16 protein-coding genes are annotated in these 23,071 nt (G+C 60.6%); 12 read left to right on the top strand and 4 right to left on the bottom strand.

The window, feature by feature from the left end; genetic code table 11:
- Positions 1 to 219: 219 nt before the first annotated feature.
- Complete coding sequence (locus J0O65_RS25285) at positions 220 to 918, bottom strand: nucleotidyltransferase domain-containing protein (protein ID WP_251373989.1); 699 nt, start codon at positions 916 to 918, stop codon at positions 220 to 222.
- A gap of 97 nt (positions 919 to 1,015) precedes the next feature.
- The gene (rtcR, locus tag J0O65_RS25280) at positions 1,016 to 2,629 is read right to left on the bottom strand and encodes an RNA repair transcriptional activator RtcR (protein ID WP_215409920.1); all 1,614 of its coding nucleotides are present in this window, start codon (positions 2,627 to 2,629) and stop codon (positions 1,016 to 1,018) included.
- A gap of 206 nt (positions 2,630 to 2,835) precedes the next feature.
- On the opposite strand from rtcR, the gene J0O65_RS25275 reads away from it, so the two are divergent.
- From J0O65_RS25275 to J0O65_RS25255, 5 genes are all read left to right on the top strand, one after another.
- Complete coding sequence (locus tag J0O65_RS25275) at positions 2,836 to 4,407, top strand: vWA domain-containing protein (RefSeq protein ID WP_215409919.1); 1,572 nt, start codon at positions 2,836 to 2,838, stop codon at positions 4,405 to 4,407.
- A 200-nt stretch (positions 4,408 to 4,607) separates the two neighbouring features.
- Positions 4,608 to 5,846, top strand: coding sequence for an RtcB family protein (locus tag J0O65_RS25270; protein WP_215409918.1), 1,239 nt, complete (start codon positions 4,608 to 4,610; stop codon positions 5,844 to 5,846).
- A gap of 14 nt (positions 5,847 to 5,860) precedes the next feature.
- The gene (gene rtcA / locus J0O65_RS25265) at positions 5,861 to 6,880 is read left to right on the top strand and encodes an RNA 3'-terminal phosphate cyclase (RefSeq protein WP_215409917.1); all 1,020 of its coding nucleotides are present in this window, start codon (positions 5,861 to 5,863) and stop codon (positions 6,878 to 6,880) included.
- 130 nt (positions 6,881 to 7,010) lie between these two features.
- A complete protein-coding gene (gene pedF / locus J0O65_RS25260) occupies positions 7,011 to 7,496 on the top strand; it encodes a cytochrome c-550 PedF (RefSeq protein WP_128140523.1) in 486 nt (161 codons plus the stop codon).
- 24 nt (positions 7,497 to 7,520) lie between these two features.
- Entirely contained in the window at positions 7,521 to 8,354 is an 834-nt protein-coding gene (locus J0O65_RS25255) for a substrate-binding periplasmic protein (protein ID WP_251373988.1), read from the top strand.
- Between the two features lie 55 nt (positions 8,355 to 8,409).
- Here the strand turns inward: J0O65_RS25255 and J0O65_RS25250 are convergent, their stop codons facing one another.
- Positions 8,410 to 10,545, bottom strand: a complete 2,136-nt coding sequence (locus tag J0O65_RS25250) for a TonB-dependent receptor family protein (protein ID WP_215409916.1) — start codon at positions 10,543 to 10,545, stop codon at positions 8,410 to 8,412.
- A gap of 204 nt (positions 10,546 to 10,749) precedes the next feature.
- Here J0O65_RS25250 and J0O65_RS25245 point away from each other — a divergent pair, with 204 nt between their 5' ends.
- The 7 genes from J0O65_RS25245 to J0O65_RS25215 all read left to right on the top strand — a co-directional run bounded on the left by J0O65_RS25245 (position 10,750) and on the right by J0O65_RS25215 (position 20,404).
- Positions 10,750 to 11,706 (top strand): beta-propeller fold lactonase family protein, encoded by a 957-nt coding sequence (locus J0O65_RS25245; protein WP_215409915.1) that lies wholly within the window; start codon positions 10,750 to 10,752, stop codon positions 11,704 to 11,706.
- A gap of 338 nt (positions 11,707 to 12,044) precedes the next feature.
- A complete protein-coding gene (adh, locus tag J0O65_RS25240) occupies positions 12,045 to 13,565 on the top strand; it encodes an aldehyde dehydrogenase (RefSeq protein ID WP_215409914.1) in 1,521 nt (506 codons plus the stop codon).
- Between the two features lie 55 nt (positions 13,566 to 13,620).
- Positions 13,621 to 14,010, top strand: a complete 390-nt coding sequence (locus J0O65_RS25235) for a DUF779 domain-containing protein (RefSeq protein ID WP_215409913.1) — start codon at positions 13,621 to 13,623, stop codon at positions 14,008 to 14,010.
- Positions 14,011 to 14,083: 73 nt separating this feature from the next.
- Entirely contained in the window at positions 14,084 to 15,796 is a 1,713-nt protein-coding gene (locus tag J0O65_RS25230; RefSeq protein WP_502793595.1) for a PQQ-dependent methanol/ethanol family dehydrogenase, read from the top strand.
- A gap of 287 nt (positions 15,797 to 16,083) precedes the next feature.
- Entirely contained in the window at positions 16,084 to 17,244 is a 1,161-nt protein-coding gene (locus tag J0O65_RS25225) for a porin (RefSeq protein ID WP_251373987.1), read from the top strand.
- Positions 17,245 to 17,361: 117 nt separating this feature from the next.
- A complete protein-coding gene (locus tag J0O65_RS25220; RefSeq protein ID WP_353056245.1) occupies positions 17,362 to 19,404 on the top strand; it encodes a 4Fe-4S binding protein in 2,043 nt (680 codons plus the stop codon).
- Positions 19,394 to 20,404, top strand: a complete 1,011-nt coding sequence (locus tag J0O65_RS25215) for an FAD:protein FMN transferase (protein WP_215409911.1) — start codon at positions 19,394 to 19,396, stop codon at positions 20,402 to 20,404. Before J0O65_RS25220 ends, J0O65_RS25215 begins: the two co-directional genes overlap by 11 nt.
- A gap of 1 nt (position 20,405) precedes the next feature.
- Here the strand turns inward: J0O65_RS25215 and J0O65_RS25210 are convergent, their stop codons facing one another.
- Positions 20,406 to 22,394, bottom strand: a complete 1,989-nt coding sequence (locus J0O65_RS25210) for a sigma-54-dependent Fis family transcriptional regulator (protein WP_226939865.1) — start codon at positions 22,392 to 22,394, stop codon at positions 20,406 to 20,408.
- Positions 22,395 to 23,071 lie beyond the last annotated feature (677 nt).

Below are 23,071 nucleotides of genomic sequence, written 5' to 3'. Positions count from 1 at the left end.
GCCGATGATAGTGCTGCAACCAGTGTGAAAGTAGGTTATCGTCAGGCTTGTTATTCGAAAAAACCCCTTCCGGTGATCCGGTTGGGGTTTTTTTACGTCTGCTGGTTTTAGTGTGAGCCTCAAGCAATGACCTTTGCGTTAGCGGCATTGAGGGTCTGACCCCGGCTGTTCAGTAGATGAAAAAAAGCAGCGCTGTGCGCTGCCTTTGCTGGTTGACGCTCAGTTTTCCTGTAACACCTGGCGGAACAGCTGGTTCAACGCCTCCATGCCCCCGGATTTTTCTTCCTTTTCCACACTGAAGTGCTCCAGCCTGGCCAACTCTGCTTCAATGAAGACATTGAGTTTATCGATGCGTGGCGCCAGCTCTTTTTCCAGCGCGACCTTTTTGCGCTCGAGAAGGATATGGATATCCTCCAACAAACCTTCTTCCTTGGGCAGCAGGTGCAATAGAGCCGAAAATTCGATGGGTGGCGCGCTGCGATAGGTTTCGATCCAGCGCGTGGCCAGCAGGGGGCGCAAGACATAAAAATACTTCTTCAAGGGGACCATGTCCGCCATCAGGTAGCCGCGGTAATTCGTCTTGGCCATACTGCGGTAATGATAAATTCCCTTTTCCAAGGTGTAGATGGTATCGAGCAAGGCCTGGATGCCCGTCCTGAAGCCGTCCTTTTCCATATATTGAATCGGCGACTGTATCCACTCGATGACGGCAGGATTGGAGCGCCAGAAGAGCTGCAGCGCCTTGCGTACATCCCACCCATTCAAGTCGATTTCATCGACGATCGGATATTCGATCACATCGCGCTTGTCTTCCAGGTCGACGCTCAGGTACCAGTCCTGTGGACGCGCATAAATGAAGCGCACATCGAAATCGCTGTTCGGCGAGGCAAAAACCCCAGGCCCGGCTGCCTGATTCAATCGCCATTAAAATCCGCACGCCTTCCTTCTCTTCCACGGTCGCAAGGCGGCGCATGATTTCTACTCGTGTATCTTCTGGAATCATCGTTCTCTCTTCTTAGTTGCTTGAGGACACTTTATCCCAGTCGAGGGTAAAGCGGGCCAGGTATTTCTTGAGCCTGTCGGCATCGTTCGGTTTGGCTTTCGCCGCGCGCGATATGGCATACAGGGTGCGGCCCGCATCGGACATATTGTGCGATTGCCGGCAGACCTTGATCACGGCCTGCAACTGCAGCGCATCAAACAGGTCAAGCTGCGCGGCTGCCTCGCTTCCCATGATATCGGCCAGATCGATTTCCATGCCCCCGGCAGGCTTGTCATGATGCTGCCATAGCCGTTTCAGGCGCCTGATTTCCTCGTCGACCACGCCATCCGTGATGCGGCCAGCTTCCGACAAGGTGGCCAGGCGCGTGACGGCGGCCGACAAATCGCGGAAATTGCCGCTCCAGGCGGCCGACGGCGCGGTGGCAAAGCGCAAGAAACGCTCACGTGCCTCCCTGTTGAAGCGCACGCGTTCGCCGGTCTCGGCACCATATTGTGCCAGCAGGTATTCCAGGTTCGGTTCGATGTCTTCCGGCCGCTGCGCCAGGCCTGGCAATGCATAGGTCCACAGATTAATGCGCGCATACAGGTCTTCGCGGAAGCGGCCGGCCGCCACTTCCTTGCCCAGGTCGCGGTTGGTGCCGGCGATCAGCTGGAAGTCGCTTTGCACTTCCGTATCGGCGCCGACGGGGAAAAAGCGCTTTTCTTCGATGGCTTTGAGCAGCATCGCCTGCTCGTCGAGCCCCAGTTCACCGATTTCATCGAGAAACAACAAGCCCTTGTGCGCGCTGCGCAGCAAGCCGGGTCGATCCGAGCCCGCCCCCGTAAATGCCCCTTTGATATGGCCGAACAAGGTGGAGGCGGCACCATCGCCATGCAGGGTGGCGCAATTGAGGTCGATGAATTTGCCATCGATCTGGTGGCGCGACTTTTTCAGTTCATACACGCGGCGCGCGAGGAAGGATTTGCCGGCGCCGGTCGGTCCCATCAACAGCATGGGGGCTTTCGATTTGATGGCGACGCGCTCGATTTCATCGATCATGGCGTTGAACTTCGCATTGCGCGTGGCGATGCCGGACTTCAGGAAGGCCACGCCTTCGGCCTGCTCGCGCGTAAAACGCTGGGCTATCTGGTCGTAGCGCGACAGATCGAGGTCGATCAATGCGTAGCTGCCGGGATTGCCAGAGGCCTGACGCTTCGGCGGCGACGTTTGCACGAGACGGCCCGGAAAATAGCGCGCTTCCGTCATCAGGAACATACAGATCTGCACCACGTGGCTGCCGGTGGTGATGTGGATCCAGTAGTCTTCCTTGTCCGGATCGAAGGGATAGCTGTTGGCAAAATCGTAGAGGGCGCCATACACATTCTCGAAGTCCCAGGCATCGCTGATGGGCAGTTCATGGGCGATCAGCCTCGTTTCAGGCGAGACGCTGGCGATATCCTGCGATACCTGGCGAACCAGGTTGTCAAACTGGCTGCCTGCGTACAGCAGCTCGAAACGGTCGATGATCTTGTCTTCGTGCTGGGTCAGGGCGATGCTTGGGCGCCACTTTTCCCAGCGTGCCGCTCCCCTGCCATTGTCGAGCTGCGTGCCGAGAAAGCCGATGACGACGGTACGTTTTGCCTGCATGGTTGGGATAAATATTTATCTTAAAAGATAATTGTATTCCAAATCGCCACGACACGGATATTTTCAGTGCACAGCTAGCGTGAAAATATTATTTAATGAAATCAATTGGTTATGGAAATTTTTGAGGAAATATTGAAAGCTGGCACAGCGCTTGCAATAGAGGAGATAGCAACGAGATAAACGTAGAGAGCAGAGAGGAAGGAAAAATGGCCAACGCCCAGTTATTCCAGAGCGCGCAACAGACAGGAACCTTGCCAGCGGCCTTGGCGCGCAATGCGGAAGGCGCGCCAGCCTATGCGCTGACGCCGCGGCATCAGCTGGCGCAATACGCGGCCACCGGCTGCCTGAACACGACGTTTTATGCCAGCGCCGAAGCGCAACTGGCAACAGTAATCGAGCTGTGCCAGGCGGTCGAGCCGGCCTTCATTGCGCAGACGGCCGTGTACTGCCGCGAACGGGGCTACATGAAAGACATGCCGGCCTTGCTGGTGGCCGTGCTGGCGGCGCAGGGCGCTGCGCAATGCGCACCGGCATTCCGGCGTGTCATCAACAACGGCAAGATGCTGCGCAACTTCGTGCAGATCATGCGTTCGGGCGCCGTCGGACGCAAGTCGCTGGGATCGCGTCCGAAAAAACTTGTGCAGGCATGGCTGAACAGCGCTACGGAACAGGCCTTGCTGGCCGCCGCCGTGGGCAATGCGCCTTCGCTGGCCGACGTGGTGAAGATGGTGCATCCGAAACCGCAGGAAGCGTGGCGGGAGGCATTCTTTGCCTGGCTGATCGGCAAGCCCTACGACGCCAGGGCGCTGCCGCCGGCGCTGGCCGCGTTCGAGGCCTACAAGGCGGATCCTTCGCAAGCGATACCGGAGGTGCCGTTCCAGATGCTGACGGCGCTGTCCTTGAGCGCGCAGGATTGGGCGCAGATCGCCCGCCAGGGCAGCTGGCAGATGGTGCGCATGAATCTGAACACCTTTGGGCGTCACGGCGTGTATGCGATAGCCGGCATGCCGGAACTGATCGCGGCCAAGCTGCGCGATCCCGAGGCGATTGGCCGGGCACGGGTGTTTCCGTATCAGCTGCTGTCCGCGTACCTGGCGGCCGGCGAGAGCGTGCCGGCCATCGTGCGCGATGCGCTCGAGCAGGCGCTGGAAACAGCGTTGGCGAACGTGCCCCGGATCGCTGGCAGGGTGGTGGTCTGCCCCGACGTTTCCGGCTCAATGTCGTCGCCCGTCAGCGGTTTTCGCGGCAGCGCCACCTCGAGCGTGCGCTGCATCGACGTGGCGGCGCTGGTGGCGGCGGCCATGCTGCGCAAGAACCCGGATGCCATGCTGCTGCCGTTCGAGCACAGCGTCGTGACGTGCGGGCTGGTTGCGGATGACAGCGTGATGAGCAACGCGGCCAGGCTGGCGGCCATCGGTGGCGGCGGCACCAATTGCAGCGCGCCGCTGATGCGCATGAACAGCAAGAAGGAGCTGGCCGACCTGGTGATTTATGTGTCCGATAACGAATCGTGGATCGATGCGAAACGCAGCGGCGCCACGGCGACGATGGGACAGTGGCCGGTGTTCAAGCAGCGCAATCCGCAGGCGAAACTGGTGTGCATCGATATTGCGCCGCATGCCACGACGCAGGCGATGGAATGCGAGGATATCCTGAATATCGGCGGTTTTTCCGATGACGTCTTCAAGATCATCGCCGCCTTTGCCGCCGGCCAGCTGGACTCCGCCCACTGGATGGGAGAAATCGCCGCCATCGATATCGCGGCAACCGGTTGTTGAAGTAAAGCGCATGAATGCGGACAAGACTACATAAGAGACGTCCTGTCCAGCCTTGTCATGCGCCGCAGTGCCCCGAATGCAGACAGGATTACATCGATCAGCCGCGTCAAACCGGCCTGGCGTGCGCACTGCGCCGCCAGAAAATCCTGTCCCTCCTTGTCGGGTTGTCGTACTGATTACAATTGAAAATGAGAGAAGCGATGAAGAAAGAAGAATACGACGTCCTGCATACCGAAGGCAGCCGTCCCGTGAAAATGTGGACCCGTGGCGTGCCTGTCGAAGAAGCGGCAAAAAAACAATTGCGCAACACGGCGACCCTGCCGTTCATCTACAAGCATATCGCCGTCATGCCCGACGTCCACCTGGGTAAAGGGTCGACCATCGGCAGCGTGATTCCTACTCTGGGTGCCGTGATCCCGGCGGCGGTGGGCGTGGATATCGGTTGCGGCATGATGGCGGCGAAAACCACGCTGACGGCGAATGATTTGCCCGATAATCTGGGACCGCTGCGCAGCGCCATCGAGCGCGCCATTCCGCACGGAATGTCGCCCAAGACGCGCGGCGGCCAGCGTGGCCGCGACGAAGGTTCCTGGCATACGCCACCCTCGGTGGTCGATGCGGCCTGGCTGCAATTGAAGGATGAATTCGAGGCGATCTGCCTGAAAACGCCGAAGCTGAAAAACACGAACAATTATCGCCACCTGGGAACGCTGGGCAGCGGTAACCACTTCGTCGAAGTCTGCCTCGACGAACAGGGTTCCGTGTGGTTCATGCTGCATTCCGGCTCGCGCGGCGTGGGCAATGCCATCGGCACGCATTTCATCGAATTGGCCAAGCAGGATATGCGCACCCACTTCATCAACCTGCCCGACCAGGACCTGGCCTACCTGGCCGAGGGCACGCAGCATTACGACGATTACGTGGAGGCGGTGGGCTGGGCGCAGCGCTTTGCGCGCAACAACCGCGAAGTGATGATGCAGAACCTGATCGCCGCCGTGCGCACGGTCATCCATAAACCGTTCCAGACGCACGTGGAAGCCGTCAACTGCCACCATAACTATGTGCAGAAGGAGCACCACTTCGGCAAGGATGTGCTGGTCACGCGCAAGGGCGCCGTGTCGGCCCGCGCCGGCGAGCTGGGGATCATTCCCGGTTCCATGGGCGCGAAGAGTTTTATCGTGCGCGGCAAGGGCAATGCGGAGAGTTTCCATAGCTGCAGCCACGGTGCGGGACGCACGATGAGCCGCACGGAAGCGAAGCGGCGTTTCAGCCTGGATGACCAGATCCGCGCCACGCAAGGCGTGGAATGCCGCAAGGATGAAAACGTAATCGATGAGATCCCGATGGCCTACAAGGATATCGATGCGGTGATGCTGGCGCAGCGCGAGCTGGTCGATGTGGTGCATATATTGAAGCAGGTGGTCTGCGTCAAAGGATAAGAGAGAAAGCAGAGATGATAGAAATAGATGGAGCGCAAGGTGAGGGCGGCGGACAGATTTTGCGCTCGGCGCTGAGCCTGTCGATGATCACGGGACAGCCATTCCGGCTGACGAATATCCGTGCGGGGCGGGAAAAGCCCGGCTTGCTGCGCCAGCATTTGCTGGCCGTGCAGGCGGCGACCGCCATGTGCGGGGCGCGCACGACGCCGGTGGCGCTGCGCGCATCGAGCCTGGAATTCGTGCCTGGCCCCCTGCGCGGTGGCGATTACCGCTTCGCCATCGGCAGCGCCGGCAGCTGCACCCTGGTATTGCAAACCTTGCTGCCGGCCCTGCTGCATGCGGATGGGCCGTCCACCGTGCGCATCAGCGGCGGCACGCACAATGCCATGGCGCCATCCGTGCATTTCCTGCAGCGCGCGTATGGCCGCATCCTGCAGCAGATGGGGGCCGACATGCAGATCGAGCTGCTGCGCTACGGCTTTCATCCCGCAGGCGGCGGCGAGGTGGTGGCCACCGTGCAACCGTGCCAGCGCTTGCGGCCGATTCAACTGCTGCAGCGCGGCGAGCGCACGGCGGGGTATGCGGAAAGCGTGGTGGCGGGCGTGCACGTGAACGTGGCGCAGCGCGAGCTCGAGCGCGTCGCCGACGGCATGGGCTGGAGCGGCAAGCAGCTGCGCCTCGTCGGCTTGCCGGCGGAGCAGGGACCGGGCAATGTCCTGTTGCTGACACTCGAGCATGAGCATGTCACGGAAGTGTTCACTTCTTTCGGCGAAAAGTCCTTGCTGGCCGAATCGGTGGCCAAGCGCCTGTTGAACGAGGTGCGCGCCTATCTCAAGTCGGACGCGGCCGTCGGCGAGCACCTGGCCGACCAGCTCTTGCTGCCGATGGCGCTGGCGGGCGGTGGTGCCTTCAGCTGCAACAAGGTGTCGCAGCACGCGCTGACGAATGCCGAGGTGATTGGCCGATTCTTGCCCGTGCGTATCACTTTCGAGCAGCAGGCGCGAAGCAGCATCTGCACGGTGGCCGCCGCCTGATGCGCGCGGTGACACATATTACTGTTGCAGCTGTTCCAAATTGATACACGACCCGCCGGATCAGGGGTATCTGCGCATGGCATGGCATTTGCTCCTCTTGGATATTCACTAAAAAACCAAGGAGACCAGCATGACCTATTCCATTCGTACCCTGCTCGGCGTGGCGGCCGCGGGCGCCGTTGCCCTCACTTCCCTGCTGACCTTGCCGCATGCCTATGCGCACGGCAACGTCACGCCGCAAGGCGTCGACACCACGGGCTTGCCCAAGGTGGGCGACAAGTGGCTGGAACAAAATCCGTATCGGGGCAATAAACTGGCCTTGACCGTGGGCACCTCGGCCTACAACCAGAATTGCGCGCGCTGCCACGGCATCGAAGCCATCTCGGGCGGCATCGCGCCGGACTTGCGCCAGCTGGACCGCGATTGCTTCAGTATCAAGAATGAGACAAAGAAACAGGCTTGCTACAAGGAGACGGATAATTATTATCTGACCACCATACGCCACGGGAAAGTACGCAATGGCGCCGTGTACATGCCGCCGTTCGAGGGCGTGTTCAATCAGGAAGCCATGTGGGCCATCAAGACCTATCTGGAAACCCGCCGCGAGTCTAACTGATCCGATTGATCAAGAAGGAGTCCCATGCGTTCATTTCAACTCCGGGGCGCGCGCGCGATGATCTCGCTCGCCTGCCTGGCGCTGTGCGCGGCCGCGCCGGCGCGCGCCGACTGGCAGAAAGTACAGCAGTCGGGCAGCCTGAAAGTGGCTGTGTACAACGAGTTCGCGCCGTTTTCCGACAAGGGCACGGGCATCGATATCGACATCGCCGAAGCATTGGCGAAAAAGCTGGGGCTGAAATTGAGCTTGCTGCCATTTCCCGCCGGCGAAAACCTCAACGATGACTTGCGCAATATGGTGTGGAAGGGCCATTACCTCGGCTATGGTCCCGCCGACGTGATGCTGCATGTGCCGGTCGACAAGAAGTTGATGGCGGATAACGACAAGGTCGAGATCTTCGCCCCGTATTACGTGGAAACCGTGCGCCTGGCGCGCAGCGCGCAGGCCGTGCCGCAATTCGATGGCGTCGCTTCGCTGGCGGGCAAGCGCGTCGGCGTGGAAAAAGTGTCGATCGCGGCCATGCTGATGCTGGGCGAAGACAATGGCAAATACCGTGACGACGTGCGCATCTTCGACACGGCCGCCGAAGCCTTGCAGCAATTGCAGGCGGGCCAGCTCGACGCCGTGCTGGCGAATCGTTCGGAAATCGAATCGGTGCTGAAAAGCGATCCCGCTTTCCCCTTGAGCGAAGTGGCGTTCTCCCGCTTGCCGCGTGCCGGCTGGGCCGTGGGCCTGGCCGTCAGCCGCCAGCAGCTGGACGTGGCCAAGTTGCTGCAGGCGGCCATGAACGAGATGGCGGCCAGCGGCGAATTGAAAGCCATCTTCGAGAAATATGGGGTGAAGGAAGCACGGCCCTGACTTGGCTTGCTCTCGTTAAAAAGCCCGCGCATCTTCCGATGCGCGGGCTTTTTAATTAGAAGGAATACATGGCACTGACACCCAGCAACCAGTTACGTCCCGGCGCCGCTTCATAGTAGCGCTTGTTGCTGTCGCCGACGATGACGGAGCCCACGTAGGTCTTGTCAAAAAGATTGTTCAGACGGGCAAATTCCTTGAAGCGCCAGTTGCCCACGCTTTGCTTGGCATTCACGCGCGCGTTAAACACCGTGTAGCCGGGCGCCGGTTTTTCGATGTTGCTGTCTTCCGCATATACCTGGTTGCTGGCCACGCTTTCCAGCGCCGCGCCAACACGGTCGAATGTATCTTTCCAGGCCAGTTCCGCGAACAGGTTGGCGCTGGGCACGCCCGGCAAGCGGCTGCCTTCGCGCACGTTGCCAAACGCCTGGTCATACACGGCGTGCAGGCTGGTCAGCGCCACTTTGGTCGTGAAGCCATACGGCAGGTTCGAATCCAGCGACACTTCCATGCCCTGGCGCAAGGTTTTACCCGCATTGCGGTAGCTGGTGCGCCCGCCGCTGGACTTGTCGACCACCAGCTCGTCATTGGTCTTGATCTGGAACACGGCTGCGTTCACATGCGTGTTGTTATTGATCCTGGCCTTGACGCCCGCTTCCAGGTTGGTGCTGGTGGCCGGCTTCAAGTTGAAATTGAAGCCGCCGCCCGTGCCCGAGTAAAACAGTTCGTTCAGGGTGGGCGCTTCGAAGCCGCGCGCGGCGCTGACGTAGACGTTGACGTTCGGCGTCAGTTTGTACAGCAGGCCCAGCACCGGCGTCGTGTGGCTGAACTCCAGGCTGCCGCTGTCGTTGCCGTTGCTGAGGAAATGGTCGTCGACCGCCACTTTCATTTTGCTGTAGCGCACACCTGCGCTCAGCTGCCACGGTCCGCCTTGCCATTCCGCCTGGAGATACGGATCGAGGCTGGACACGACGTTCTGTTCGTCGCGGCGCAGCTTGCCCTTTACGCCAAAGCTATTGCCGATGAAGTTTTCATAGCCGGTGCGGTCATCGCTGGAGCGGCCATAGTCGATGCCGATGGTGGTGCTCAGCTTGCCGCCAGCCAGCTGGTTCACGTGCAGCCAGTTGGTGTCGATGCCATAGAATTGGCGCTGGAAATCGACCACGCCGCCCGAATGGCTGGCTGGCGCCTGGAAACCCTTGGTAAACGCCTGGTACTGGATCACGTCACGGTTGCCGCCATACACCATCACGTGCAGGCGGTCATCGCCGAACGATTGCTCGTAGGTGGCGCCGATCTGCTGGTGGTCGATGCTTTTGCGGGTGTTGTAGCGCTCGGCCAGGGTGCGCTTCGGGTTTTGCGTATCGGTGGTGTCGATTTCGCCGGCGCGCGGGTTTGCTGCAAAGGTCGCCCAGGTGACGCCCAGCGGGTCTTGCGTATTGCCTTGATGCAGGCTGTTGGCGACGATGGTCAGCTTGCTGTCCGCATTCGGCTTGACGGTGATCTTGCCGAACGCCTGTTCGCGCGTGGCGGCGCTGTGGTCGCGGAAGCCGTCCGTGCGGAAGCGCGAGCCGTCGAGCACGTAACCGATGCCGCCCGCCTGGCCTTGTGCCGACAGATCCACCTTGCTGGTGCCGTAGCTGCCGCCCGTCACGTTCAATTCGACGGACGGGGGATTTTGCCCATCCTTGGAAAACAGCTGGATCACGCCGCCCGAGTGGTTGCCGTAGATGGCGGAAAACGGTCCGCGCAGCACTTCGATGCGCTCGGCCGTATCGAGGTTGAAGGTGGCGGCCTGGCCCTGGCCGTCCGGCATGCTGGCGGGAATGCCATCGCTGATCAGCTTGACGCCGCGCACGCCGAAGGCCGAGCGGGCGCCGAAGCCGCGCGACGAGATCTGCAAGTCTTGCGCGTAGTTCTGGCGGTTTTGCACGACCAGGCCCGGCACGGCGGCCAGCGCTTCCGACGCGTTGACGCGGATTTGACCCTCCTGGATGCGGGCGCTGTCGACCACGTCGATCGAGGCCGGCACTTCCTGGCTGGGGTGGGCGATGCGGCTGCCGCTGATGACCACCGTATCCATCAGTTGTGCGCCCGGATCTGCGGCCTCGGCGGCAAAGACGTGGGGGGCGAGGGTGGCGCTGCCGGCGACAAACAGGCTGGCGATGGTGTTCAGGCGGAAACGGTGTTGCATGCGGATTCTCCAATGTGAATAAAAGCCTGCTTGATCGCGTGCGCGGTACAGGTCTGCGTAGGTGTATCAAGCAATATGCCTGCCATGTCTCCATTGGTGGGCTGAAATTATACGCGTGTCAGTGGCACGGCGTTTGCATACAGCAATTGTCAGAGGCGCCGCTACCGCGCGCCTTTCCCTCGTTTTGCCATTGAAAAGGTAATTATGCCCAACTTCTTCTCGCGCTTGCGCCAGGTGTGCTGGCTGCTGCCTGCGCTTGCCAGCACGGCCGTCCTGGCCGCTCCGTTTGCCTATGTCCCCAATGAAAAATCGGGCACCTTGAGCGTGATCGACACGGCTACCGACCAGGTCCTGCGCCAGATCGCGGCAGGCCAGCGTCCGCGCGGCATCGCCGCCGACCCCACCGGACGACAATTGTTTGTCACGGACGCGGCCAGCAGCGCCTTGCTGCTGATCGACAACGCTGGCGGCGCGCCCGTGCGCACGGTGACGCTGGGCAAGTCGCCCGAAGGCGTCAGCGCCTCGCAAGACGGTAGTCACGTGGCCGTGGCCGTCGAGGAAAACAATAGCGTGGCCTTGCTTGATGGTCAGTCGGGCACCTTGCTCGCCGACATCAAGGTACAGGGACGCAATCCGGAACATGCCGTCTTCAGCCCGGATGGGCGCTGGCTGCTGGTCAGCGCGGAGGAGGCCGAGCAAGTCGATGTCATCGATGTGGCGCAACGCCGGCAGGTGGCGTCCATCGCCGTGGGATTGCGTCCGCGCGGCATCGGTTTCAGTCCGGATTCGGGCCGCGCCTACGTGGCGTGCGAACTGGTCAACGCCGTCTACGTGATCGATATGGCCGCGCGCAAGGCGATTGCCACCATTCCAGCCGGCAAGAATGCGAATGGCATCGTGGTCCATCCCAGCGGCAAGCAAGTATATGTCTCGAATGGCATCGATGGCACGGTGATGGTGATCGATACGGCCAGCAACAAGGTGACGGCCACCATAGCCGTCGGCAAGCGCCCGTGGAATATGGCCATCACGCCGGACGGCGCCAAGCTGTACGTGGCCAATGGCCGCTCGAACAGCGTGTCCGTGATCGACACGGCCAGCGCGCGGAAGGTGGCCGATATTGCCGTAGGCGAATTGCCATGGGGCGTGGTGATTCGGTAGTGATACGGGAGCGGGTGTTCCAGTCTGGTACACCTGTTCCATTGTGCAGCGGCGCAGGGGCGCAGCAGCAGGGCTGGCCCGGATTGGAACAGGAGGCCGCCACCCTGTTCAAAACGCCAACAGCCGAACGCCTGCCTTTCATGCCCCGCGCATGCGCCGAAAAGCGCGCCGGGATTGACGCCACGCCCTTGTAACAAGGGTAAAACCGGCTAAATTTGTCGTGAGACGGCGAGCTGGCACGGCATTTGCGGAAGACTCCGTGTACTCACCCCATCTGTACCAGGACGTTTGATTTTAATTAACGCAGTTCCATTCTAATTAACCCGATAGAGGACGACATGAATCTCGCAGACATCAGCAAACTGGGCGTCGCCAATCCCTTCAAACAACGCTATGACAATTACATCGGCGGCAAATTCGTTGCACCAGTAAAAGGTGAATACTTCCCCAACATCACGCCCATCACGGGCTTGCCGTTTTGCGAAATCGCCCGTTCCACGGCGGAAGACGTCGAGCTGGCGCTCGATGCCGCGCATGCCGCCAAGGATGCCTGGGGCAAGACCTCACCTGCCGAGCGCGCCAATATCCTGAACCGCATCGCCGACCGCATCGAACAGAACCTGAGCCTGATCGCCACGGCGGAAACCATCGACAACGGCAAGCCGATCCGCGAAACGATGAATGCCGACATTCCGCTGGCCATCGACCATTTCCGTTACTTCGCCGGTTGCATCCGCGCCCAGGAAGGTTCCGTCGCGCAAATCGATGCGGAAACCTATGCCTATCACTACCACGAGCCGCTGGGCGTCGTGGGCCAGATCATTCCGTGGAATTTCCCGATCCTGATGGCCGTGTGGAAACTGGCGCCAGCCCTGGCCGCCGGCAATTGCGTCGTGCTGAAGCCGGCCGAACAGACGCCCGCTTCCATCATGGTGTTGGTCGAGCTGATCGGCGATCTGCTGCCGCCGGGCGTGCTGAACATCATCAACGGTTTCGGCCTGGAAGCGGGCAAGCCGCTGGCGTCGAGCAAGCGCATCGCCAAGATCGCCTTCACGGGCGAAACGGGCACGGGCCGCTTGATCATGGGTTATGCGGCGCAAAACCTGATTCCCGTCACCCTGGAGCTGGGCGGCAAGTCGCCGAACATCTTTTTTGAAGACGTGATGGATGCGGACGACGAGTATTTCGACAAGTGCCTGGAAGGTTTTGCCATGTTCGCGCTGAACCAGGGCGAAGTGTGCACCTGCCCATCGCGCGTGCTGATCCAGGAATCGATCTACGAAAAATTCATCGAACGGGCCCTCAAACGCGTGGCCGCCATCAAACAGGGCAACCCGCTCGACTCGTCCACCATGATCGGCGCGCAAGCGTCGCAGGAGCAGCTGGAAAAAATCCTGTCCTACCTCGACATCGGCCGCCAGGAAGGCGCCGAAGTACTGGCCGGCGGCGAGCGCAACACGCAGGCGGGCGACCTGGAAGGCGGCTACTACGTGCTTCCGACGGTGTTCAAGGGCAATAACAAGATGCGCATCTTCCAGGAAGAGATTTTCGGGCCCGTCGTGTCCGTGACCACCTTCAAGGATGAGGCCGACGCGCTGGCGATTGCCAACGATACCTTGTATGGCCTGGGCGCCGGCTTGTGGACGCGTGACGGTTCGCGCGCCTTCCGCATGGGCCGCGCCATCCAGGCGGGCCGCGTGTGGACCAATTGCTACCACCTGTATCCAGCCCACGCCGCGTTCGGCGGCTACAAGCAATCGGGTATCGGCCGCGAAAACCACAAGATGATGCTCGACCACTACCAGCAAACGAAGAACTTGCTGGTGAGCTATAGCCCGAAAGCCCTGGGCTTCTTCTAAACCGGCAACAGGCGCCGCGCCTGTTCATCGGGCGCGGCGCGCAGAAAGGGATGCCATGAGTGCAGCAATTGCCAGGGTGGTCGCCACCGATGCGGCGCTGGACATGATGGACAAATTGCGCCAGCGTCACGGCCCGCTGATGTTTTTCCAGTCGGGCGGCTGCTGCGACGGCAGCGCGCCCATGTGCTATGCGCTGGGCGAGTTCGATGTCAGCGACACCGACATTTATCTCGGCAATTTGAATGGCACACCGTTCTACATGGGACTCGAGCAATTCGCGTACTGGGAGCATACCCAGTTGATTATCGATGTGGTCGATGGCAATGGCGGCATGTTTTCACTCGACAACGGCACGGGCAAGCGCTTCCTGACGCGCTCGCGCCTGTTCACGGACGAAGAGTGCGCCTTGCTGCATGCGCAGCCGCGCGACCACGGCAGCACCTGATATATACACATACTAATAACAGAGGGAGATGATTGTGCAGAAAAAAATCATGGGGATACTCGTCGGTTTGAGCATGGCCACGCTGGCCCAGGCGGCCGACGTGGGCAATGTCACGACCGCCATGCTCGACAGCACGGCGAAGAATCCGGCCAGCGTGCTGTCGTTCGGCATGGGCACGCAGGGGCAGCGCTACTCGCCGCTGACGCAGATCAATGACAAGACTGTGGCCAAGCTGGTGCCGGCCTGGTCGTTTTCGTTTGGCGGTGAAAAACAGCGGGGCCAGGAATCGCAGCCGCTGATTCACAACGGCAAGATGTTCGTCACGGCATCGTATTCGCGCATCTTTGCCGTCGACCTGAAAACGGGCGCCAAGCTGTGGAAGTATGAGCATCGCTTGCCGGACGGCATCATGCCCTGCTGCGACGTGGTCAACCGCGGCGCGGCCCTGTATGGCAACCTGGTGATTTTCGGCACGCTCGATGCCTATCTGGTGGCGCTGGACCAGAACACGGGCAAGATCGTCTGGAAGGAAAAAGTCGATGACTACGCGGCTGGTTATTCGATGACGGCCGCGCCGCTGATCGCCGAAGGATTGTTGCTGACGGGCGTGTCGGGCGGGGAATTCGGCATCGTGGGCCGGGTCGAGGCGCGCAACCCGATGACGGGCGACCTCGTGTGGAGCCGTCCGACGGTGGAGGGCCATATGGGCCACCGCTACGACAAGGATGGCAAGGCCATCGACAACGGCGTGTCCGGCACGGCGAACAAGACGTGGCCCGGCGACCTGTGGAAGACGGGCGGCGCCTCGACGTGGATGGGCGGCACCTACGATCCGCAAACCAGGCTCGCGTATTTCGGCACGGGCAACCCGGCGCCATGGAATAGCCACTTGCGTCCCGGCGACAATCTGTACTCGTCGTCCACCGTGGCGCTGGACGTGAAAACGGGGCAGATCAAGTGGGCGTATCAAAACACGCCGAACGATGCCTGGGACTTCGACGGCGCCAACGAGTTCGTCACCTTCGACATGGATGGCAAGCGCTACGGCGGCAAGGCCGACCGCAACGGTTTCTTTTACGTGATCGACGCCAACACGGGCAAGCTGCAGAATGCCTTTCCGTTCGTGAAGAAAATCACCTGGGCCAGCAGCATCGACCTGAAGACGGGCCGGCCGAACTTTATTCCCGCCGGCCGCCCTGGCGACCCGACCAAGGGCGAGGAAGGCAAGAAGGGCACGACCGTGTTTGCCGCACCCGCTTTCCTCGGTGCAAAAAACCAGATGCCGATGGCGTACTCGCCGCAAACCAAGCTGTTCTACGTTCCCGCGAACGAATGGGGCATGGATATCTGGAACGAGCCGATCAGCTACAAGAAGGGCGGCGCCTTCCTCGGCGCCGGTTTCACCATCAAGCCTTTGTTTGACGACTACATCGGCGCCATGCGCGCCGTCGATCCGAAGACGGGCAAGATCGTCTGGGAAATCAAGAACAACGCGCCGCTGTGGGGTGGCGTGATGAGCACGGCGGGCAACCTGGTGTTCTACGGCACGCCGGAAGGTTTCCTGAAAGCCGTCGACGCGAAGACGGGCAAGGAACTGTGGAAATTCCAGACGGGCTCCGGCGTCGTGGCGCCGCCCGTCACCTGGCAGGATGGCGACACGCAATATGTGGCCGTCGTTTCCGGCTGGGGTGGCGCGGTGCCGCTGTGGGGCGGCGAAGTGGCGAAGAAGGTCAATTTCCTGGAGCAGGGCGGTTCCGTGTGGGTCTTCAAGCTGGCGTCGAAGTAACGGGGTGAAGCATCCGGGCCACTCGGATGGGTGTCTCCCTGTCCGCCGGATGTTTTCTTTTTGCTGACGGCCCAGGCCGTCAGTTTTTTGTTTACCTGGCCGCCCACTATGCAAACTCGCGGTCAAAAAATGAACACTATCAGTGGCGATTGATCCGCCGTTGCACACGTTAAATGCGCTTTCTCTCTTTCTCCCTCTGAGCCTTGCTGGGCACGCTTATTGCCAAAGCTTGAGGTACATCAATCACTGGTGTGCACACTAAAAACAGAGAAGAAAGAGGAGAAGCAATGAACACATTGAGCAAGCTGGGGAGCCTGGGTGTCATGACAATCGCAGCGATGGGACAGGCGCAAGCCGTCGATATCAAGGCTGGCGACTGGACGGTGTCGGTGGGCGGCATCGTCAACGCGTATTACACGCAAGTGTCGTGTTCGGGCGATGCCGTGGGCGGGCTGGCGCTGGGTGGCCAGGCGCTCGGTTGCGGCGGCGAGAAGGACCGCACGACGATCGGCAACGGCTTGCTGCCGAATGGTTTGATCACCTCGGCAAGCTCGCGGTTGGGCGAGTACGACGTGAAAGCCTTGATCGGCATCTACAACTCGACGGCCACCGACAGCGCCATCAGCCAGAACAGCGTGGTCGATGTGCGCCAGGCCTTCTTTACATTTGGCAATGAGCACATGGGCACCTTCAAGCTGGGCCGCGACTATGGCATCTTCGGCGCGAACGCGATTTTGTCCGACATGACCTTGCTGGGCTCGGGCGCACCGGTGCAGGCGACGCAGCGGGGCAGGGTGACCCTGGGCCATATCGGCGCCGGCTATACCTACCTGGGCAACTATGGCCAGATCATGTACAGCTCGCCGAAGTCGGGCGGCGTTGGCGTCGACGTGGCGCTGGTCAGCCCCGTTTCCGATACGCCCATCGTGGCAGGCTCGACCTATTCTTCGAAGTCGAGCCCGCAAGTGCAGGCGCAAGTAACGTACGCGCAGGACGGCTTGAAAGCCTGGTTGGGCGTGAAGTCGCAAAAGTTCACCTCGAAAACACCTGGCGTCGATGACTTGACCATGCGCGGCGTGGAAGTGGGCGGCTCGTATCAGATGGGGCCGGCTGGCGTGCTGGTCAACTTCCAGGGCGGCAAGGGGCTGGGCATCTTGTCCGATGCGGACCAGGGCGATACCAAGTCGAAGAACTGGCTGCTGCAAGGCACGTACAAGACGACGGACAAGCTGAAACTGGGATTGTCCTACGGCATCAGCAAGAACGATGACAATACGGCTGGCACGGGCGGCTTGAAGTCGAACGCCAACCTGACCCTGGGCGCGTACTACTCGCTCAACAGCGCGATCACCCTGGTGGGCGAGCTGGGCCAGACGCGCTCGAAAGGCTTTGCGGGCGGCGAAGCGAAGATGAATGGCGTGTCCCTGGGCGGCATCATTTTCTTTTAACTCATCAACGCGGCGCCGGCATCCCCGGCGCCGCACGGAGCACAATGCATGCGGATAATGCGCTTGTTCATCGGATGCTGGCTATTCCTGTTCATTCTGGGGCAGGCGTGGGCGGGCGTGCTTAGCAAAGCCGAGCTGGCGCGGCGCTTCCCCGCGCCGCTGGTGGTGGGCGAGAAAGACGCTGACTTGCCCGTCTGGCCCTTGTTCAAGCAAAACGCCACGGCAACCGAACTGGTCGGCTACGTGTTTGAATCCGTGGACCTGGCGCCGATTCCCGGCTTTTCTGGCGTTCCCGTCAATCTGCTGATCGCCATCGATCCGCAAGGCAGTTTTCTCGACGTGGCCGTGCTGTCGCAGCACGAACCCGTCTTTCTCGACGGCCTGGGCGAAGCGCCCTTGTTTCAGTTCGTCAAACAGTACCAGGGCTTGTCGCTGAAACAGAACATCGCCATCGATGCCAAGAAGAAACGCGCGCCAGATGCGACCCACGCCGATATCGATGGCGTGTCGAAGGCCACGGCTTCCGTGCGCATCATCAACCAGAGCGTGCTCGCCTCGGCCTTGAAAGTGTCGCGCAAAAAACTCGGCTTCGCGCAAGGCCGCGACCCGGACCAGATCGCCCGCATCCGCATGGACGTGTTCGAAAAGCTGGACGTGGCGCAGATGCTCGAACAAGGCTTGATCCAGCATGTGCGCCTGAGTAACAAGGAGGTGGAAACCTTGTTCGCCGGCGGTCCCGGCGCGGGACTCGATGTGGAAGCCACGCGTGAGCCCGATGGCGTGTTCATCGACCTGTACCTGGCCTATGTGTCCGTGCCCACGGTGGGGCGCAATCTGTTGACGGAGCGCAGCTGGAACAAATTACGCAACCGGTTGGACGAGGGCGATCACGCCATCCTCGTCATGTCGCGTGGGCGCTACAGCGTGCTGGGCGACGATTTCGTGCGTGGCACGGTGCCGGACAGGCTGTTGCTGAAGCAGGATGGCTTGCCCATCGACATGCGCGACCTGGACCTGGAGTTGCAGTTGGTGGATGCGGGGCCGTTGCCGACGGAAAATATCGCGGTCTTGCGCGTCATCAGCCAGGCGGGGCTCGATGCGGCCAGCCCGCTGGCGTTCACGTTGCCGATCACGCGCAGCAAGGGCATCGTGTATCCGGAACGCATTGCGCGCAATGTCGATGTCAGCTACCGCTTGCCGGCCGAGTTTTATACGGCGCCACAAGGCGATGATGCCACGTGGCGCGGCACGTGGCAGAGCCGCAAGGCTGAGTTGCTGACCTTGCTGGCTGGGCTGGCGCTGCTGGCCGGTGCATTGGCATGGCAGAAACGCCTGGTGCGCGATGGCCGCCAGTTTGTCTGGTTCCGCCGCCTGTTCCTGGTGTTTACGATTGGCTTCGTTGGTTATTACGCGCAGGGGCAGTTATCGATCGTCAACATCACGAGCGTCATCCAGGCCCTGCTGGCGGGGCGCAGCCTGGGCTTTTTCCTGTTCGATCCGATGACGGTGATCCTGTGGGCGTTCGTCCTGCTCAGCCTGCTGATCTGGGGACGCGGCACGTTTTGCGGCTGGCTGTGTCCGTTCGGCGCCCTGCAGGAATTCACGGGCAAGCTGGGCCAGTGGTTGCGCTTGCCTCAATGGAAGATCAAGCCGCGCCTCGATGGGCGCTTGAAATGGATAAAGTATGGCTTGCTGGCGGCCATACTTGGCAGCAGCGTGTTTTCCAGCCAGATCACGGACAAGCTGGTGGAGCTGGAGCCGTTCAAGACGGCGATTACCCTGAACTTCGTGCGCGCCTGGCCCTTCGTCGCGTATGCCGTGGGCTTGTTGCTGCTCAGCAGTGTGTCCTATAAATTCTTTTGCCGCTATCTGTGCCCGTTTGGCGCGGCGCTGGCGTTGCTGGGAAGGTTTCGTCTGTTCAACTGGATTCCGCGCCGCAAGGAATGCGGCACGCCGTGCCAGACTTGTCGCCACCGTTGCGAGCATCACGCCATCGCGGCTAGCGGGAAAGTCGATTATGGCGAGTGTTTCCAGTGCATGGATTGCGTGGTGATTTACGCCAGCGATGAAAAATGCGCGCCCTTGATGCTGGAAATCAAGCGTGCCCGCACCATCCCCATCGTCAGGGTCACGGCAGAGGAGAGCAGCAATGCAGCGTAGAACGTTTATTTCCGCAGCCATTGGCAGCGTGGCCGGCATGGCGGGTTTGTCTTTGCCCGGCAGCATGGCGCGCGGCACGGTCACGGCGTCCGGCGTGCGTCCGTATCAAGGCGCCGCGCTGGCGTTTGGCACGACCATCGCCGTCACCGTATTGCACCACGATCAGCGTCAAGCCGAGCTGGCCATTGAAGACGCCTTGCACGCGGCCAGGAATATCGACCGGCTGATGAGCATTTACAGTCCCGCCAGCCAAGTCTTTCAGCTGAACCGTGACGGCCGATTGGCGCGGCCGGATGCACACCTGCTGGCCGTGCTGGCGCAGGCGCAAGCCTTGTCGCAATGGAGCGATGGGGCGTTTGATATCACCGTGCAACCTTTGTGGCAGTTGTTTCGCGCGGCGGCAGGCCAGGCCAGCTTGCCGACGGACACCTTGCTCCGTGCCGCGCAGGCGCGGGTAGGTTGGCGCCACCTGGCGTGGGATAGCCGCGAAGTGCGTTTTCTCCAGCCCGGCATGGCGCTGACCTTGAATGGCCTGGCGCAAGGTTATGCGGCGGACATGGCGCTGGCTGCCGTGCAGGCACGCGGCATACGGCATGCACTGCTCGATACGGGCGAATTCGTTGCGCGGGGACAGCGTTCCCTGCGCCGCCCGTGGACCTTGGGCATCCAGGACCCGCGCGACGCGGAAATCCTGGCAGCCACCCTGACAGTGGAGGGGCGCAGCGTGGCCACATCGGGCGATTACGAATGCACGTTCACGCCCGACTTCGTGCATCACCATATCTTCGACCCTGCGAGGGGTGATTCGCCGCGTGAACTGGCCAGCGTCACCGTGCTGGCGCCCACGGGTTTGCTGGCCGATGGTTTGTCGACCACCTTCATGGTGATGGGCGCGGCACGTGCGCATGCGATGGCCGCGCAAATGGAGGGCGTCGACCTGATGACCATCGACAAGCAGGGCCGGCGTGCGATGTCGCCCGGCTTTTCCCGTTTACTTTAGGCTATTTCAGATGCGGCACCTTGCGATAGATCGTGTTGCGCGACACGCCCAGGGCCCGCGCCGTGGCCGAGACGTTGCCGCCGTGGGCATCGAGCGACTTGAGGATCACGCTTTGCTCCATCTCTTCCAGGTTGGCGCCGGCCGCGATCATGCGGTCCGTGCTGGCGCTGGCGGCAGTCGCTTGCGTCATCTCGATATCGTCGAGGAAATCATCAGGCATGTGGCGCAAGCAGATTTCATGTTCGTCGCCTGCCATGACGATGGCCGTGCGCAACAGATTGGTCAGCTGGCGGAAGTTGCCCGGCCATTTATGCTGGTGGAACATGCGCAGGATGTCGGGCGCCACCGTGTAGCGCGTGTCGGGCGCTTCCGTCGCGAGGATTTTTTTCACGACTGTGTCCAGGTCCGTGCGCTCGCGCAGCGGCGGTAGTTTGACGACCAGGCCATTCAGGCGGTAATACAAGTCTTCGCGAAACAACCCCTTGGCCATGCGTTCGCGCAAGTTATGATTCGTGGCGCAAATGAGTTCCACATTGACGGTGATCGATTTGCTGCTGCCCAGCGGCGTGACCATGCGTTCCTGTAGCACGCGCAACAGGCGCGCCTGCAAGCCAAACGGCATGTCGCCGATTTCATCGAGGAAGAGGGTGCCGCCATTGGCTTGCAAAATCTTGCCGATGGCGCCCTTCTTGCGCGCCCCCGTAAAGGCGCCATCTTCATAGCCGAACAGTTCGGACTCGATCAGGGTTTCCGGGATCGAGGCGCAATTGACGGCAATAAACGGTCCCATGGCGCGCGGCGAGTCGTTGTGAATGGCTTGCGCCAGCAATTCCTTGCCCGTGCCCGTTTCGCCCATGACGAGGATGGGAATGTCGCGTCCTAATACTTTGTTGACCTTTTCGATCACCAGTTCCAGCTGCGGATCGCCCGTGCGCAGATAGCGCAGGCCGGACAGGCGGCGCGCCGCGTTGGCCGCATGGCTGGCCGACGCGGGAACCTGGGCCGGCACGGCGTTGATATCGCTATGGTCGGTGCTGGCGGTAAAGCCGTGCTGGAAGACGCTATTGGACAGGCGCAACTGTGCGCGACCATACACGCGCACGCCGCTGTGCATGCACAGGTTCAGCAGACCGGGTGCGGCCGTGCGGTAATGATCGTACAGGGCGGAAACGGGCAAGCCGAACAGGGAACTGAAGGTATGTGATTGAAGCGCGGCAAATGACAGGCCCAGCTGGAACAAACCATTCTTGTTGGCCGATAAAAAGCGTCCACCCGGTGTGAACGAGGCAATGCCTTCCATCAAGGTGCCAATGAATTCAGGGCGCGCGTGGAAGTGCACGGTGATGGCGTCTTCGAAGGTGGCGGAAAACAGTTGATTTTCGATCATCAGCGCCGACATGCGCACCAGGGCCATCGTATGCTTGTGGAAACTGCGCTGGTCGCTGGAGACGTCCAGCACGCCGATGACATTGCCCCGGTGGTCGGTAATCGGTGCCGCGGAGCAAGTCAGGAAATGATTGGCGGCCAGGTAATGCTGGTCCGCATGGACCAGGGTCGGTACTTTTTCCGTGATGGCCGTGCCGATGGCATTCGTGCCGCGGCTTTGTTCCGACCACGCGACGCCCGGCTGCAGGGCCACGCGGTTGGCTTTCTCCAGGAAATCATCGTCGCCCAGCGAATGCACGATGACGCCGTTGGCATCCGTGAGAATCACCATATTGTGCGTGTTGACGATTTGCTGGTACAGGGTTTCCATCGCCGGCAGCGCGTGCGTGTGCAGCATGCGGTTTTGCTCAATCAGCAAGGACAGGTCGGATTTTCCGGCCGGCGTAAAGTCGGGCGTGGCAGTGGGCGACAGGCCAAAGGCGACTGAACGCTGATGCGACGTTTCGATGATGACGGGGACGTTGTCTTGTCCTGCCGGTAAAACGTTCGCGTCCGCAATGGACGAAAACGGTGCGCTACGGTAAGTAGCTGACGGTTGATACATGATCTCGTTGCCTCCGTTGGGCCCTGTACTGCGGCGCTCTTTTGAATATCGAGAGTGTTCCATAATGTAGCACCTGTCACAGATGGGAGCAAAGCAAAGCAAACCGGGCTATCCCCAATGTTGCTGCCAGGCTCAGAGTTGCTCCTCCGGTGGCCGGTGCATATGTTCATATAAGCAATTGCGGTGCCAGGCCTGTTGCCTTTGATCTGGTGCAAAAAATAGCGCTTGCGGCGCGCGCGGTGCAGGGCTATAATTCGCCCCCTCGCTGAACGACGCATGCAAATGCCGAGTAAAGCAAGGTAAAAAAGAAGGTTGACGAAATGCTGCAAACGCTTCATAATCTTCCTTCTTCGCAGCTGACAAACACAACGCTTTGTCGATAGCGCGAGAGCAGTAAATAAGCAGTACCGAATACCGTTCTTTAACAATTAACAGTCGATAAGTGTGGGCATTTGATGTAAGTGCAGCGCTGCGTAAGCAGCGTAAAACTTAAAATATCAAATGTTCACAAGAAATAATGAAATAGGATACTTCTTCGGAAGTAGCCTGTCAGTTTTTTGAGTGAGCAAACACCTCGCAATGCGAGGGGTTTGAACTAGTTAAATAGTTCGGCCATGCCGGTAAAACGGCAAAGTAACAGAGATTAAACTGAAGAGTTTGATCCTGGCTCAGATTGA

The sequence above is a fragment of the Janthinobacterium sp. JC611 genome (assembly GCF_018682595.1).
GTDB lineage: Bacteria > Pseudomonadota > Gammaproteobacteria > Burkholderiales > Burkholderiaceae_D > Janthinobacterium.
The sequence above is the reverse complement of the archived record's forward strand: the minus strand, read 5'-3'. Positions and strand labels throughout refer to the sequence as shown.

Coding starts and splice junctions, on each gene's coding strand:
- rtcR (WP_215409920.1), bottom strand. CDS start 2,629: ATGCAGGCAAAACGTACCGTCGTCATCGGCTTTCTCGGCACGCAGCTC.
- J0O65_RS25275 (WP_215409919.1), top strand. CDS start 2,836: ATGGCCAACGCCCAGTTATTCCAGAGCGCGCAACAGACAGGAACCTTG.
- J0O65_RS25270 (WP_215409918.1), top strand. CDS start 4,608: ATGAAGAAAGAAGAATACGACGTCCTGCATACCGAAGGCAGCCGTCCC.
- rtcA (WP_215409917.1), top strand. CDS start 5,861: ATGATAGAAATAGATGGAGCGCAAGGTGAGGGCGGCGGACAGATTTTG.
- pedF (WP_128140523.1), top strand. CDS start 7,011: ATGACCTATTCCATTCGTACCCTGCTCGGCGTGGCGGCCGCGGGCGCC.
- J0O65_RS25255 (WP_251373988.1), top strand. CDS start 7,521: ATGCGTTCATTTCAACTCCGGGGCGCGCGCGCGATGATCTCGCTCGCC.
- J0O65_RS25250 (WP_215409916.1), bottom strand. CDS start 10,545: ATGCAACACCGTTTCCGCCTGAACACCATCGCCAGCCTGTTTGTCGCC.
- J0O65_RS25245 (WP_215409915.1), top strand. CDS start 10,750: ATGCCCAACTTCTTCTCGCGCTTGCGCCAGGTGTGCTGGCTGCTGCCT.
- adh (WP_215409914.1), top strand. CDS start 12,045: ATGAATCTCGCAGACATCAGCAAACTGGGCGTCGCCAATCCCTTCAAA.
- J0O65_RS25235 (WP_215409913.1), top strand. CDS start 13,621: ATGAGTGCAGCAATTGCCAGGGTGGTCGCCACCGATGCGGCGCTGGAC.
- J0O65_RS25230 (WP_502793595.1), top strand. CDS start 14,084: ATGGCCACGCTGGCCCAGGCGGCCGACGTGGGCAATGTCACGACCGCC.
- J0O65_RS25225 (WP_251373987.1), top strand. CDS start 16,084: ATGAACACATTGAGCAAGCTGGGGAGCCTGGGTGTCATGACAATCGCA.
- J0O65_RS25215 (WP_215409911.1), top strand. CDS start 19,394: ATGCAGCGTAGAACGTTTATTTCCGCAGCCATTGGCAGCGTGGCCGGC.
- J0O65_RS25210 (WP_226939865.1), bottom strand. CDS start 22,394: ATGTATCAACCGTCAGCTACTTACCGTAGCGCACCGTTTTCGTCCATT.